The sequence below is a fragment of the Sporomusa termitida genome (assembly GCF_007641255.1).
Lineage (GTDB): Bacteria > Bacillota > Negativicutes > Sporomusales > Sporomusaceae > Sporomusa > Sporomusa termitida.
Genome location: NZ_CP036259.1, coordinates 3,751,491 through 3,765,417, shown reverse-complemented (window position 1 = coordinate 3,765,417; position 13,927 = coordinate 3,751,491). Strand labels below are relative to the sequence as shown.

Sequence of the window (13,927 nt, the reverse complement as noted above, 5' to 3'; positions counted from 1 at the left end):
GCAATGTCAGTGCGGTTGAAAATGTTACCGGCAAGCCGCGCCGCCCGGGGGAAAAGCCCCTCAATACAAGGTTTCTCGGCTATTTTTGCCTGGGAAGGGGCGGGATTTTGCTAAATGGCACGATAATTGCAAGTTTAATTTAACACAGAAGGTATTGGCAGCCTAGCCGGTTTGGGGGGGAACTGACGCCGGCCGGATGTCGGCAAAGCGAAGAGAACTGTCCGGTGGGGGGCAATGCCCGCGCCGCCAGCCGGTCGGATTAAGCCGGTTCGGCTGTGCATTATTAATTTGATAAGGCAGCAAGCTGGGACACAGCCCGGCGATTACCAACAAATTCGTTTTGTAAGGAAAAACACAGAAGAACTTTGTCTTATCAAAATGATAAAAAATATCAAAATGATAAAAAAACTCTTTTCGCTGCCAGGGAACGATTCTCTTGCTGTTTAAACCGGGAGTGACTATGAATAAATTAATCGTTATCAAAGGCGGCGGTGATCTTGCCACCGGCATTGCCCACCGTCTCTATAAGAGCAGGTTTAACATTGTAATAACGGAATTGCCGCGGCCCACGGTTGTCCGGCGTACGGTTGCCTTCGCCCAGGCCGTGGTGGACGGGGAAGCAGTGGTGGAAGGCGTGACGGCCCGCCGGGTAACGGCCGAGGCTATCGGGCCGACCCTGGCTGCGGGCTGTATTCCGGTCGTTGTTGATGCGGTTGCCAGGTATGTGTCCGTGCTCCGGCCACAGGCCGTGGTCGACGCCATTATTGCCAAACGCAATACCGGCACTATGCTTACGGACGCGCCTGTGGTCATTGGGGTTGGGCCAGGTTTTACCGCGCCCGTCGACGTGCATGCCGTAATTGAGACTATGCGCGGTCATGACCTGGGCCGGGTAATCTATCAAAAAACTGCCATTGCCAACACCGGTATTCCCGGTGAGGTTGGCGGCTATACGCGGGAACGGCTGATAAAGGCGCCGGTTGCTGGTGAATTTACCGGCTGCCGGGAAATCGGGGCTACGGTTCAGGCCGGTGAAATTGTCGGTTATGTGGGGGGAGTGCCGGTAGCGGTTGCTATTACCGGTGTGCTGCGGGGACTCATTCAAAGCGGCCTGACGGTTACCAAGGGTTTAAAAATCGGCGATGTTGACCCGCGCTGCCGCCCGGAACATTGCTATACCGTTTCCGATAAGGCCCGGGCCATTGGCGGCGGGGTGCTGGAAGCCTTACTGCATCTGGGGGCGAGTCCATGAGTACGGATATCTTTACTAAACCTGACCAGCCCTTCTGCCAGGGAAAAAGAGGCGGTCGCCGGGTAGCTCTACCTCCACAGCGACCGCCGGTTTTTATTATTGTCTAAGAATTGTATAGGTGCTTAAGGTTGTACCGTTTTGATCAACAAAGGTGATCGTAATTGGATTATTGAAATTAAGGGACACGCGGTCAAGGGGGATGACGTCATTGGTTTGGGTTGCTGTCAGCCGGTTGTTGGTCAGCGGGCTTTTGGTTCTGACCGTAACTCTGAGATCATTGCCAGTCTGGACAACCTTTTCAATGCCGATGCCATACCCTTTGTCAGCCACCGAACCTATATGAGCATAAAGTGCAAATTGCCGGCCAAAATCAACCGATTCGACTTTATCAATAATGATATCGGGAACTTCTTCAATATCGGGGGATGCCGGGTTGGCAAGCAGGACCCCGAATTTTATGTCGGCCGGATAGGTGCTTTGATTCCAGGCCCAGCCAGAGAAGTTGTTGTTCGCATAGAGTGTTTGCTCTTTCGCAACAACTACCGGTCCGACAGTGCCCACGGCGCCATACATGCTGGCCGGGCGGTAGGTGGCCGGATATTTACTGTTACCAATACCGCGAATGGTGGTAATCACCCATTTGCCACTGTTTTTTTCCAGGTCGACCTTAAAGGTCTGACCGCTGGTTTTTACCTGGACAATAGCTTTGCTGCCGGTAACCGATAACAAGCTGAAGGAGTCATGATAGCTGTCAAAGCCGAACCGGCTGGCATTAGCCCGGACTACATCCACCGGGTCGCCGCCGCGAATAACGCCACTGCTGATTTCTTTTACACTGATAATTTTCCACGTATTCTTATCTTTGGTTAACCGAACGCTAAAGGTTTTACCGTTGGCCTTACGGACTGAAACGACGGCTGACCTGTCACTGCTTGATTGCAGGGAAAACTGGTCGCGCCTGGCATCGAAGCCGTATTTGGCTGCAGCTGCTTTAACCGCTGCCACCGGGGAGCCGGCAATATTCTGATTGTCTCCGGGGCGTTCTTTATCACGGTCTTTGTTGCGGTCCTTGTCACGCTCTGTGCCCCTGTCATTAGTACGGTCCTGCACCGGTTTTTTGGTAGTATCAGTATCCGGGCTGGGGGAAGCCGCCTCAGTTGCCGGAGCCGGCGAAGCAACTATCGTTTTCTCAGCAGCCTGAACCTTGGAGATGGGGAGACCAGGCAACAGAGCCGAGGATACAACGGCGGCACCGGCAAGGGCAGCCACTAGACGTTTGTATTTGCGCCTGGCAATTTTTCTGCGGCTGGTGGACATGTTGTTTTCTCCTTTCGTTTACCAAGGTTGAGTTTTTGTTAGTATCTGCAAAAATAAGTCATTGCAACCGCGGCAGTTTATGGCTGTTTAACCATAAAAATAATAAAAAGCACCAGCCGGCCACAACCAAGCGTGAAAAAGGAGTTTTAACAAAACCAGAAGAAGCATGGGGACGTTCATTTTGCTTCGGCGGACTGTTCCTTTTGCGAAGCAAAAAGAACGTCCCCGTGCTTCTGCAAAACCAGTGTAAAGGCCGGGTAGCTGCAAAATTGCTGAAGCGGCAGCGGCGGCGGAGCTTTGGCTGTAGGTTTAGCCAAGTCAGGAGCGGTAAAAGCTTATTGGAAACTGTCCACTGATTGTGATATACTAATATTTGGATAAAACGTATAGAAAGAGAGTGAGTATATGAAAAAATATCTGGTAGCCTTTGCGGTGATGGTTATGTGTCTGGTTTTGCTGGCTGCCGGCTGTGCCGGCAGCAATGCCGCTTTGCCTAATCAGCCGGAGACCAGCCCCAAGCCGGCGCCGCCGGCAGCCGAAACGGCCAGCACCAAAAACAGTGTGGCGCTCTTTGAAACCTCACAGGGCAGCTTCCGCATTGAATTGTTTGAAGATAAAGCGCCGCTTACCACGAAAAATTTTATTACCCTTGTCAATAAAGGCTATTACAACGGGCTGATTTTCCACCGGGTCATTGCGGATTTTATGATCCAGGGCGGCGATCCTAAAGGCAATGGAACCGGCGGGCCCGGTTACACCATCCCGGATGAATTCCACCGGGACCTCAAGCATAATGAAGGGGTTATTTCCATGGCCAACGCCGGTCCCAATACCGGCGGGTCCCAGTTCTTTATTACTTTAAAGGCGACGCCGTGGCTGGATAATAAGCATGCCGTGTTTGGCAAGGTCGTGGACGGGCTGGATGTCGTCCACGCGATTGGCAAGGTCAAAACCGGTGCTCAGGATAAGCCGGTGGAGGATGTTGTCATTACAAAGATTACAATTGAGCCAGGTAAATAAAGCGGTACTGTGACGTGCCGCCGTAGGGCGAAAACCGTAACAGCTTATATAGTACGGACGGGAGGGGAACCTGATGGAACTGACAACAATTGACCAGGCCATAGCCGGCTTTGTCGATGAAACGGCCCTGAATGCCGCGGCCGAAATCGGGCTGGGAAAAATCTTTGACCAGCCGTTGGTTGGCGTAGCCAGTGCCACCGATGTATTATTTGAAAACCTGCAAGCAGCAGACATTGTCGGTCCCCAGCATTTACTGCCCCGGGACTGGCTGGCCGGCGCCCAGTCGGTTATCACCTATTTTCTCCCGTTTACCCAGGCTGTGCGGGTGGCTAACAGGCAGGGGGATCAGCCGGCCGTCGAATGGCTGTATGCGCGGATTGAGGGCGAGCTTGTCAATAATGCCGTACGCCGGTTTTTAGTGGCTTGGTTTGCCAAGGCCGGTTACCAGGCGGTGGCGCCGGGGCTTGACGCCCGGTTTGCGGTAGTCAGCCGCAAGAGCAACTGGTCGGAGCGGCATGTGGCCTTTGTCGCCGGGCTGGGCACTTTTAGCCTGAACAGGTCCTTTATCACCCAGGCCGGGGCAGCCGGCCGGCTGGGCAGTGTTATTGTCACCGCCCCTGTGCAGGCCACACCCCGTAAGTATCAAAGGCATGATGAGTACTGCAGCAAATGTGGCGCCTGTATCCGGCGCTGCCCGCCGCAGGCCATCGATAACACCGGCAAAAATAATGATCTTTGTGCCGCGTTTCTTGATCGTACCGCCGAACGGTACAAACCCCGTTACGGCTGTGGCAAATGTCAGACCGCGGTACCGTGCGAAGCAGGCGTACCGGTCTGACAGGCTCATTAAAAATTTTCCTGTGTCCGGGGCCGGGTAAACCGCCGGCTGTGACTGGGGGCGCGCCCCGGACATTGCCGGCAGGCAGCTGAAATAGACGCTAACTTTACTTGCAATTCCCCGCAAACAGGCTATAATTAGAAATAGGTGGAAATTAAAAGTCGCCGTGACCTGAAAGTGTTGGAAGCACTTCCAGGCCCGCGCAAGGTGAACACGCACCTACACGTAACAGCCAAGCTGTCCACGACGACATTTCTATTATACACCGCGTTTCTGCCCCAGCACAAGCAGGGGGACGCGGGTATAAGAAGGGACGTTGCCGGCGGCGCCGGGCTGTTAGTGCGACCGATGCAGCAAATCATTCCTTCTCTCCTCAGCCAATGGGCAGCAGCAGGGCCAGCCCTGACTTACCGGTTTGACCGCCTTGCTGCCCCGGCCGGGTATAGCCGGCTTATTTGGTATTGGGGCTGTAGCAGTTATCGAAGCAGAACGCATGTGTAGGGTAAAGCCTGCGCCTGCGTTCTTTTAATTTCCCCCTGTAAACAGCCGGCGGCAGGGCCTGCAGCCTTCTGCCCCGGCCTAAGTATAGGGGGGATAAAATTGTTTGACCAACAAAGAACCCGGCTCCGGCCAGCGCTGCCCGCCGCCCGGCCGGCCGTCCCGCCGGCTGCCGGTGCCGTCCCCGGGGCGGCCAGACGGGTGGGGTTATGCTGACAAGGCTGTTAAGCCAGGCTTTCGACCAGTACGTGTTTACCAGGGTGGACCAGATCCTCAACCTGGCCGGCACTCAGGATGCCGGCTACAGTAAAACCGCCGCCGAGGTCAGTGCCGCTCTGGACAAGCTGCTGGTACTGGCCCGGGCCCTGAAGGCCCAGCAGCCGGAAATGACCGGTTTGGTCATGGATTTCGAGGCTTGGGCGGCGCTGGAGTCCGGGCAGGCGGCGGAAATTGCCTACCGGCAGGGGCTGCGGGACAGCAGCCAGGTCCGCCGGGAGTTTATGACCTGCCTGCAGCAGTATGATTGAAGCAGCTTGCTGCAAGCCGGTCTGTTTTCTCTGGGGGCTCGCTTAGCGCGGCAGCCCCCTGCTTATTTACGGCGCTTTCTATTTTCCGGAGCATGAAAGGGCCGGGGCTGAACCCTCTGGCACAAAGCCGGGTATGGAGGGCCGCCGGTGTAAAAATTTTTGTCTCTGATAAAAGAACAAAATCGTAAGAGATATGCCGTAAATCCGAGAAATACAGTACAAATATTCAGGCCCTTGATCAAAACGGCACTTTTTATTACTTCCAAACTTTAATGTATTAAAGTAGAATAGAGATGCAATTAATAAAAAGAGTGGGGGAATACAGCATGAAAAAATTAGTGGCCGCCATGCTGGCATTGGTGTTCGCAGGTATGTTGATAGCCGGGTGCGGGAGTGGCGACAGGAAAAAAATTGTGGTTGGTCTTGATGATAATTTCCCGCCCATGGGATTCCGTGACGATAACCATAATATTACCGGCTTTGATGTGGATATGGCGAAAGAGGCTTTCCAGCGCCTGGACCTGGCAGTAGAATTTAAGCCTATTGACTGGGGCAGCAAGGAGGCTGAGCTGAGCGGCAAGCGGGTGGATGTGCTGTGGAACGGTCTTACAATCACGGAAAAGCGCCGGGAAAACATTCTGTTTACCAAAGCCTATATGGAAAACCGCCAGATTATTGTTGTGGCGGCCGGTTCGCCGGTAAAAACCAAGGCTGACCTGGCCGGCCGGGTTGTTGGCGCCCAGGAAGGCAGCAGCAGTATTGATGCCATTGAAAAAGATGCGGCTACGCTGGCCACCTTCAAAGAGCTCAAAACGTTTGGTGACAATGTGGCCGCCTTGATGGATCTAAAGACCGGCCGCCTGGATGCGGTGGTGGTGGATGAAGTTGTCGGTCGTTATTACATAGCCAAAAAACCTGGCGAATATGCCATCCTGACGGAAAACTTCGGCTCCGAGGAGTATGGCGTGGGTATGCGCAAAGATGATACGGAGCTTCTGAACAAGCTGCAGCAAGCCCTGGATGAGATGAAACAGGACGGCACGGCGGCCAAGATTTCCCGGCAGTGGTTTGGCGAAGATATTGTAAAATAAGGAAGAAGTAAATGGATTATATACTGGGCATTTTACCGTCGCTGCTGGCTGGCACCGTTGTGACCCTGCAGATGTTTTTTGCCACAATCATCCTGGCGCTGCCGCTGGGCCTGCTGCTGGCCCTGGCCCGTATTTCCCGTTGGCGGGCGCTGAGCGGCGCCGTGGGGGTATACATCTGGCTGTTTAGAGGGACACCGCTGATGCTGCAGCTGTTGTTTATCTATTTTGGCCTGCCGTTCCTGCCCTACATTGGCGTCCGGCTGCCAGACTTTCCGGCGGCGCTGCTGGCGTTTGTGCTCAACTACGCGGCCTATTTTGCGGAAATATTCCGCGCCGGCATTCAGTCTATCGACCGCGGTCAATACGAAGGGGCCAGGGTTTTGGGGATGACTTATATCCAGACCATGCGCCGCATTGTGCTGCCGCAGGTGATAAAAAGAGTGCTGCCGCCGGTCAGCAATGAGACGATCACGCTGGTTAAAGATACCTCCCTGATTTATGTATTAGCGATGAATGATCTGCTGCGGACAACCCGGGCCCTTGTCCAGCGGGATTTCAACACCACGCCGTTCATTGTGGCCGCCGTGTTTTATCTGCTAATGACCCTGGCCCTGACCTGGATATTCCAAAAACTTGAACAAAAGTATGCTGTATATGACGAGTAGGAGCAGCCCCATGAATATGATACATGCCATCGGCATTCAGAAAAAATTTAATCACCTGGAGGTAGTAAAAGGCATCTCGCTTACGGTGGCCCAGGGTGAGGTTGTTGCCATTATCGGCCCTTCCGGCTCCGGCAAGAGTACTTTTCTGCGCTGTCTGAACCGCCTGGAAACCATTGACCGGGGGTTTATTGAGATTGCCGGCGATGTGCTGGCTGCCAGTGATGAGCCTGACGGGAAAGTCCGCTATGCCGCGGAAGCCGACGCCAGGCGGATCTGCCGCCGGATGGGGATGGTATTTCAGCAGTTTAACCTGTTTCCCCATCTTACGGTACTGGAGAATCTTATCGAAGCCCCGCTTACCGTCAAGGGCGTCAGGCGCGAGGACATTGTCCCCCAGGCCGAGGAGCTGTTGGGCAAGGTAGGGCTGGCGGACAAGCGGGACGTGTATCCTTCCCGCCTGTCAGGGGGGCAGAAGCAGCGGGTGGCCATTGCCCGGGCCCTGGCGATGAACCCGGATATTATGCTGTTTGACGAACCCACCTCCGCCCTGGACCCGGAACTGACAGGCGAGGTCTTAAAAGCCATGCGCCGGCTGGCCCAGGAGCATATGACGATGATTGTTGTTACCCATGAGATGGCCTTTGCCCGAGAAGTGGCCAACCGTGTGATTTTCATGGATAATGGCGAGATTGTTGAGCAGGGGCCGCCGGCAGCACTCTTTGGTGCCCCCGCGCAGCCCCGGACGCAGACTTTTTTACAGAGAATGCTATAGCGCCCGGCGGGTGCTGAACAGGGATTCAGTACCCGCCGGGTTGACGGAAATGAGCTAAAGCCGCAACGGGCCGGAAGCGCGGGGACGTTCTTTTTGCTTCGCAAGAGAAGCAAAAAGAACGTCCCCATGCTTCCGGCCCCTGCGGCAGTAATTTGCTTTTGACAGCAGGGGAGCCTTTGGGATAAAATAAAGAGGTATTTGTTAAATAGCATGAGGAGTTTATAATGAGCGTTTTAACTGTTGAAAATGTATCCCATGGCTTTGGCGCCCGCACCATTCTTACCGAGGCTTCCTTCCGGTTGTTAAAAGGGGAACATGTCGGCCTGATCGGCGCTAACGGTGAAGGGAAATCAACCTTCTTAAATATTATTACCGGCCAGCTGGCACCTGATGAAGGCAAGGTCGAGTGGTCCAACCGGGTGACGGTGGGGTATCTTGACCAGCACTCGGTCCTGACGAAAGGGAAAACGATCCGGGCTGTGCTGCGGGAAGCTTTTCAGAATATGTTTGACCTTGAGGCCGAGATGCTGGGGTTATATGATAAAATGGGTGATGCGACCGAGGCCGAAGTGGATAAGATGATGGCCGAAGTCGGCGAACTGCAGGATATGCTCGAACACGGCGGCTTTTATGTCCTTGATGCCAAGATTGAGGAAGTAGCCAATGGTTTGGGCTTGGGCGATATCGGCCTGGACCGGGATGTGGCCGACCTGAGCGGCGGACAGCGGACGAAAGTGCTGTTGACCAAATTGCTGCTCCAGAATCCCACCATCCTGATTCTGGACGAACCGACGAATTACCTTGACTTTGAACATATTGAATGGCTGAAAAAATATCTGAAAGGCTATGAAAATAGCTTTATTCTTGTATCTCACGATATTCCGTTTTTAAATGAGGTTGTCAATGTTATTTATCATGTCGAAAACGCCGTACTAACCCGCTATACCGGTGACTATGAGCAATTCCAGCAGCTGTATGCGGTAAGAAAAAGCCAGGAAACCCGGGCTTATGAGCGGCAGCAGCAGGAGGTTGACCGGCTGGAGGATTTTATTGCCCGGAACAAGGCCCGGGTTGCGACCAGAGGGATGGCCAACAGCCGTCAAAAGCGCCTGGAGAAAATGGAGATCCTGGAAAAACCGCGGGAAAAACCCAAACCCACATTCCAGTTCCGCGAAGCCCGGACGCCCAGCCGGTTTATTGTGGAGGCCAGGGAGCTGGTGTTAGGCTATGATGAACCACTGACCAACCCTGTGGACATTGTGCTGGAACGCGGGCAGAAAGTAGCCATCAGGGGGGTCAATGGCCTGGGAAAATCAACCCTGCTGAAGACGCTGCTGGGTTTTATCCAGCCGGTAGCCGGTAAGGTGAGCCTGGGGGACTATCTGCATTCAGGCTACTTTGAGCAGGAATCGGGCCGTAACAACAGCCGGACGGCGATGGAAGAGGTCTGGGATGAGTTTCCCGGCCTGACGAATTTTGAGGTCCGGGCGGCGCTGGCCCGCTGCGGCCTCACTAACGAGCATATTACCAGCCAGATGATGGTGTTAAGCGGCGGGGAAAATGCCAAAGTCCGTTTATGCAAGCTGATGCTTAAGGAGGTAAACTGGCTGGTCCTGGACGAGCCGACCAACCATCTGGATGTTGAGGCCAAAGCCGAGCTGAAACGGGCGTTGCTTGCGTTTAAAGGCACGGTTCTGCTTGTTTCCCATGAGCCGGATTTCTATGAAGACTGGGTAACTGCCGTCTGGAATGTCGAGAACTGGACCACTAAAATCGTATAGCCGGCAAGCCGCCGGTTTGGTGATTGGCTGTAAATATTGCCCACAATGCTTGGCCGGCGGCGGCTGGCGCGGGTAGGACCCGGTAAAAACAGAACCTGATCGGGTTCTGTTTTTTTATCGTGATAGAAAGTATAACTTTCCCTGGTTAAGAGCAGCACCGGCTTACGCTTTCGCCCAAGGCTCGGCGCAAGCCGTGTTTTCTTACCCCAGCAGAGTTTATAAAGAATTCGTTGCTATTAGCTAAGGGCTAACCCTGCAGCGCACAGGCGGCTTCTGCCGGCGTCCTAAAGGACTGTGGATAAGCCAAGTTTTTCTTATATCCCTGATTGTTCGCTTTTCTGGGGATAGAGTCAGGTGTATCATAATTTTGCTTAAACAGCCTTTCATTACAAATAACAGCAAATTATGATAGAATATTGACGAAAAATGATAAATATAAACGATAAATGTCGATTGACGATAGAAAACCAGGTTTTCACTTTACCACCTATGTGATATAATTCGAAACGTATTCGTGAAATAAACCGAACGTTCGGCAGTGGAGTGTGAAAATTGTTCACGTTGCTTAACATAGCGCAACCAGATACGCAGCAAGAGGCTTACCGGCTGCTGACTGCCAAAAAGAGTAACGTCATCCTTGGCGGCTGCGCCTGGCTCCGGCTGGGTTCGCAGACGATTCACACCGGGGTGGATTTATCTAAACTTGGCTTGAATTTTATTAAAGAATATGATACTTATTTTGAAATCGGGGCCATGACCAGTTTGCGTGATATTGAGACCAGCGTGGCCCTCAACCGGTGGTTTAGCGGTATCCTGGCCAAGTCGGTGCAGAGCATTATCGGCGTGCAGTTCCGTAATGTCGCCACCGTTGGCGCCTCGGTGTTTGCCCGCTATGGTTTTTCCGATTTTCTCACCGCCCTGCTGGCCCTTGATACGGAGATTGAACTCTATCAGGGCGGGCGCCTGACGCTGGCCGCATTTGTCGATATGCCCAGAAACAAGGACCTGTTAGTTAAAGTAATTATTCATAAGACAAGCCGTACGGCCGCCTATCTGGCCCTGCGGAACTCGCAAAGTGATTTTCCGGTGCTGACTGTTGCCGTTTCCCGCCTTGACGGGGCTTGGAAAATTGCCGTTGGTGCCAGGCCAACCCGGGCCAAGCTGGCGGCGCAGGCGGCGGTGTTGCTGGCCGGCGCCGGGCGTGATGTGCCGCCGGACTGCCTGCGGCAGGCGGCCGAACTGGCAGCAGAAGAATTGCCATTTGGGGCGAATATGCGTGCTTCGGCCGCATACCGGCGCCTGCTGTGCCAAACCTTAGTCCAACGGGGGCTTACGGAGGTAACCGCATGCAGATAGAGCTATATATCAATCATCAACAGGTTTTATTAACTGTTCAACCTGATGATTTTCTTGTTGATACCCTGCGCAAGCAAGGGTTGTTCAGTGTCCGGCGGGGCTGTGATACAGCCTGCTGCGGCTTGTGTACGGTCTGGCTTGACGGCCGGCCGACCCTGGCCTGTTCGACGCTGTCGTTCCGGGCCCAGGGCAGGCATATTACCACAATTGAAGGCCTCCGGCATGAGGCTGAGGGCTTTGCCCGCTTTATGGCGGCCGAAGGTGCGGATCAGTGCGGCTATTGCAGCCCGGGCTTTATCCTGACGGTGCTGGCGATGAAGCGGGAACTGGCCAATCCTGGCGAAGCGGACATTATTCACTACCTGACAGGCAATCTTTGCCGCTGCACCGGTTATCAGGGGCAGCTCCGGGCCGTCAAGAAATACCTGGGGGTAGCAGAATGCAATATGTAGGCAAAGCGGTTGCCAAAACAGATGCCATCGCCATTAGTACCGGCAAACCGGTATATACCGAGGATTTGGCGCCGGCTGACGCGCTGGTGGTAAAGATTCTCCGCAGCCCCCATGCGTATGCCAGAATCAAAGCCATTGATCTGACGAAAGCCTATGCCGTACAAGGGGTCGAGTGTATCCTGACTTACAAGGACGTGCCGCAAGTCCGGTTTACGCTGGCAGGGCAGTCTTATCCGGAACCATCGCCCTATGACCGCCTGATTTTGGATCAGGTTGTACGCTATGTCGGGGATGAGGTGGCTATCGTGGCGGCCGTTGATGAAAAAACAGCCACTGCCGCCCTGAAAAAAATCAAAGTAAAGTATGAAGTATTGGAACCGGTGCTTGATTTTGAACAGGCGATCGGCCATCGCTCGGTTGTTCACCCGGAAGACGATCTGCACTGCAATTTTGCCATCGGCATGGACAAAGACCGCAATATCTGCTCCACCCACCGGGTGGAGGCCGGGGATGTGGAGCAGGAACTGAAGAACTGTGACATTGTGATTGAAGAAACCTATTATACCCAGGCTCAGGCTCACGCCATGATGGAGACTTTCCGGGCCTTTACCTATCTTGACCATACGGGCCGGCTGGTTATTGTCAGCTCGACCCAGGTACCCTTCCATATCAGACGGCATGTGGCCCGGGCCCTGGAATTGCCGGCCAGCAGGGTCCGGGTGATTAAACCCCGCATTGGCGGCGGCTTTGGCGGCAAGCAGACCGGCGCCGGCGAGGTGTTTGCCGGCCTGGTTACCCTGAAGACCGGCCGGCCGGCCCTGTTTATCTATAGCCGGACGGAAACCTTCACTTGTACCACCAGCCGTCATGCCATGCGGCTGAAGCTGCGGCTGGGGGCCGATAAAGACGGTTTTATCCGCGCTCTTGATATTGAAAACCTGTCCGACACCGGTGCCTACGGCGAACATGCCTCCACGACCTTTATGGTGTGCGGCGATAAAACGCTGCCGTTATATAATAAAACCAGGGCCGTCCGGTATCATGGCCATGCTGTGTATACCAACAAAATGCCGGCCGGGGCGCTCCGCGGCTACGGCGCTACCCAGGGGACGTTTGCGCTGGAGTCGGCCGTGAACAAGCTGGCGGCCCGGCTCAATATGGACCCGGCTGAGCTCAGGCTGAAGAACTTGATCAGAGAAGGCGAAACCTGCCTGGTGTATGAGGGCAAAACCCTGGGCAGTTCAACCCTGGACCGCTGTATTCAAAAGGGCAAAGCGCTGATCGGCTGGGATGAGAAATACCCCCGCCGCGTTTTGGCGGACGGCAAGGTACGGGCCATCGGCATGGCGGTCACGATGCAGGGGTCGGGGATTGCCGGCATTGATACGGCCTCGATCGAGATCCGGCTGAATGACGACGGCAGCTACACCCTGCTTACCGGTTCCACCGATATGGGCACAGGCAGTGATACGGTGCTGGCGCAGATTGCCGCCGAGGTGCTGGCAACCTCGCTGGACAACATCCTTGTCCACGCCGCCGATACCGATGTTTCTCCCTATGATCCCGGCTCCTATGCCTCAAGTACCGCCTATGTGACCGGCATGGCCACCCTGCAGGCCGCTGAGGAACTAAAACAAAAAATTATTGACCAGGGCACCAAGCAGCTGGCGCTTACGCCGGGGCAGCTAAGCTTTGACGGCGAAAACCTGACTGCCCTTGACGGCAGCAAGTCAATGAGTCTGGAGAAACTGGCCGAGCTTATGGTGCTGGGGGCCGGTAAACGGCAGTTAACCGGGTTTGCGACCTATGGTTCGCCGATTTCACCACCACCCTTTATTGCCGGTTTTGCCGAGGTGGAGGTCGACCCCGGGACCGGGGTTATCGAACTGCTTGATTATGTGGCGGTCGTCGACTGCGGCACGGTGCTTAACGCCAACCTGGCCCGCATTCAGGTCGAGGGCGGTATTGCCCAGGGCATTGGCATGGCTATGTATGAGGATGTCCGGTATGATGAACGCGGTCAGATGCAGACAAATACCTTTATGCAGTACAAAATCCCCTGCCGCAAGGATGTCGGCAAGATTACCGTGGCTTTTGAAGCAAGTTATGAGCCTACAGGCCCGTTTGGGGCCAAGTCGGTCGGGGAGGTGGTTATCAATACGCCGCCGCCGGCCATTGCCCATGCTGTTTATAATGCGGTTGGGGTTACCGTTACCCGGTTACCGATCACACCGGAAAAGGTGTTTATGGGCATGAAAAGATAATATTGCTTCATTGGGGCGCAAGCAGCGCCGAGATTGCTGGTCCAGAATAAGGGGGAGAATTGTGCAAAACAACCAGTTAAAACATCCTGTTGAT

At 54.4% G+C, this 13,927-nt stretch carries 12 protein-coding genes; 11 read left to right on the top strand and 1 reads right to left on the bottom strand.

The window, feature by feature from the left end:
• Window positions 1-460 precede the first annotated feature (460 nt).
• Window positions 461-1,252, top strand: coding sequence for a selenium-dependent molybdenum cofactor biosynthesis protein YqeB (yqeB, locus tag SPTER_RS17720; protein ID WP_144351602.1), 792 nt, complete (start codon window positions 461-463; stop codon window positions 1,250-1,252).
• A gap of 96 nt (window positions 1,253-1,348) precedes the next feature.
• Here the strand turns inward: yqeB and SPTER_RS17715 are convergent, their stop codons facing one another.
• Window positions 1,349-2,569 (bottom strand): hypothetical protein, encoded by a 1,221-nt coding sequence (locus SPTER_RS17715; protein WP_144351601.1) that lies wholly within the window; start codon window positions 2,567-2,569, stop codon window positions 1,349-1,351.
• A 405-nt stretch (window positions 2,570-2,974) separates the two neighbouring features.
• On the opposite strand from SPTER_RS17715, the gene SPTER_RS17710 reads away from it, so the two are divergent.
• The 10 genes from SPTER_RS17710 (at window position 2,975) to SPTER_RS17665 (ending at window position 13,833) form a co-directional block, all read left to right on the top strand.
• Window positions 2,975-3,589, top strand: a complete 615-nt coding sequence (locus SPTER_RS17710; RefSeq protein ID WP_144351600.1) for a peptidylprolyl isomerase — start codon at window positions 2,975-2,977, stop codon at window positions 3,587-3,589.
• A 73-nt stretch (window positions 3,590-3,662) separates the two neighbouring features.
• Window positions 3,663-4,427 carry an epoxyqueuosine reductase gene (locus SPTER_RS17705; protein WP_144351599.1) on the top strand — a complete coding sequence of 255 codons (765 nt, stop codon included), beginning with the start codon at window positions 3,663-3,665 and terminating at the stop codon, window positions 4,425-4,427.
• Window positions 4,428-5,134: 707 nt separating this feature from the next.
• Window positions 5,135-5,452, top strand: coding sequence for a hypothetical protein (locus tag SPTER_RS17700; RefSeq protein WP_144351598.1), 318 nt, complete (start codon window positions 5,135-5,137; stop codon window positions 5,450-5,452).
• 326 nt (window positions 5,453-5,778) lie between these two features.
• Window positions 5,779-6,543, top strand: a complete 765-nt coding sequence (locus SPTER_RS17695; protein WP_144351597.1) for an amino acid ABC transporter substrate-binding protein — start codon at window positions 5,779-5,781, stop codon at window positions 6,541-6,543.
• Between the two features lie 11 nt (window positions 6,544-6,554).
• Window positions 6,555-7,208: an amino acid ABC transporter permease gene (locus SPTER_RS17690; protein ID WP_144351596.1), complete on the top strand. Its 654-nt coding sequence runs from the start codon at window positions 6,555-6,557 to the stop codon at window positions 7,206-7,208.
• Window positions 7,209-7,218: 10 nt separating this feature from the next.
• Window positions 7,219-7,980 (top strand): amino acid ABC transporter ATP-binding protein, encoded by a 762-nt coding sequence (locus tag SPTER_RS17685; protein WP_144351595.1) that lies wholly within the window; start codon window positions 7,219-7,221, stop codon window positions 7,978-7,980.
• A 224-nt stretch (window positions 7,981-8,204) separates the two neighbouring features.
• Window positions 8,205-9,761 (top strand): ABC-F family ATP-binding cassette domain-containing protein, encoded by a 1,557-nt coding sequence (locus SPTER_RS17680; RefSeq protein WP_144351594.1) that lies wholly within the window; start codon window positions 8,205-8,207, stop codon window positions 9,759-9,761.
• A 552-nt stretch (window positions 9,762-10,313) separates the two neighbouring features.
• The gene (locus SPTER_RS17675) at window positions 10,314-11,117 is read left to right on the top strand and encodes an FAD binding domain-containing protein (protein WP_144351593.1); all 804 of its coding nucleotides are present in this window, start codon (window positions 10,314-10,316) and stop codon (window positions 11,115-11,117) included.
• Window positions 11,108-11,569 (top strand): (2Fe-2S)-binding protein, encoded by a 462-nt coding sequence (locus SPTER_RS17670; protein WP_144351592.1) that lies wholly within the window; start codon window positions 11,108-11,110, stop codon window positions 11,567-11,569. Before SPTER_RS17675 ends, SPTER_RS17670 begins: the two co-directional genes overlap by 10 nt.
• Window positions 11,557-13,833 (top strand): xanthine dehydrogenase family protein molybdopterin-binding subunit, encoded by a 2,277-nt coding sequence (locus tag SPTER_RS17665; RefSeq protein ID WP_144351591.1) that lies wholly within the window; start codon window positions 11,557-11,559, stop codon window positions 13,831-13,833. The genes SPTER_RS17670 and SPTER_RS17665 overlap by 13 nt, the downstream gene beginning before the upstream one ends.
• Window positions 13,834-13,927 lie beyond the last annotated feature (94 nt).

What these genes read in the sequence shown, in the direction of transcription:
- yqeB (WP_144351602.1), top strand. Translation starts at nt 461, where the DNA reads ATGAATAAATTAATCGTTATCAAAGGCGGCGGTGATCTTGCCACCGGC.
- SPTER_RS17715 (WP_144351601.1), bottom strand. Translation starts at nt 2,569, where the DNA reads ATGTCCACCAGCCGCAGAAAAATTGCCAGGCGCAAATACAAACGTCTA.
- SPTER_RS17710 (WP_144351600.1), top strand. Translation starts at nt 2,975, where the DNA reads ATGAAAAAATATCTGGTAGCCTTTGCGGTGATGGTTATGTGTCTGGTT.
- SPTER_RS17705 (WP_144351599.1), top strand. Translation starts at nt 3,663, where the DNA reads ATGGAACTGACAACAATTGACCAGGCCATAGCCGGCTTTGTCGATGAA.
- SPTER_RS17700 (WP_144351598.1), top strand. Translation starts at nt 5,135, where the DNA reads ATGCTGACAAGGCTGTTAAGCCAGGCTTTCGACCAGTACGTGTTTACC.
- SPTER_RS17695 (WP_144351597.1), top strand. Translation starts at nt 5,779, where the DNA reads ATGAAAAAATTAGTGGCCGCCATGCTGGCATTGGTGTTCGCAGGTATG.
- SPTER_RS17690 (WP_144351596.1), top strand. Translation starts at nt 6,555, where the DNA reads ATGGATTATATACTGGGCATTTTACCGTCGCTGCTGGCTGGCACCGTT.
- SPTER_RS17685 (WP_144351595.1), top strand. Translation starts at nt 7,219, where the DNA reads ATGAATATGATACATGCCATCGGCATTCAGAAAAAATTTAATCACCTG.
- SPTER_RS17680 (WP_144351594.1), top strand. Translation starts at nt 8,205, where the DNA reads ATGAGCGTTTTAACTGTTGAAAATGTATCCCATGGCTTTGGCGCCCGC.
- SPTER_RS17670 (WP_144351592.1), top strand. Translation starts at nt 11,108, where the DNA reads ATGCAGATAGAGCTATATATCAATCATCAACAGGTTTTATTAACTGTT.
- SPTER_RS17665 (WP_144351591.1), top strand. Translation starts at nt 11,557, where the DNA reads ATGCAATATGTAGGCAAAGCGGTTGCCAAAACAGATGCCATCGCCATT.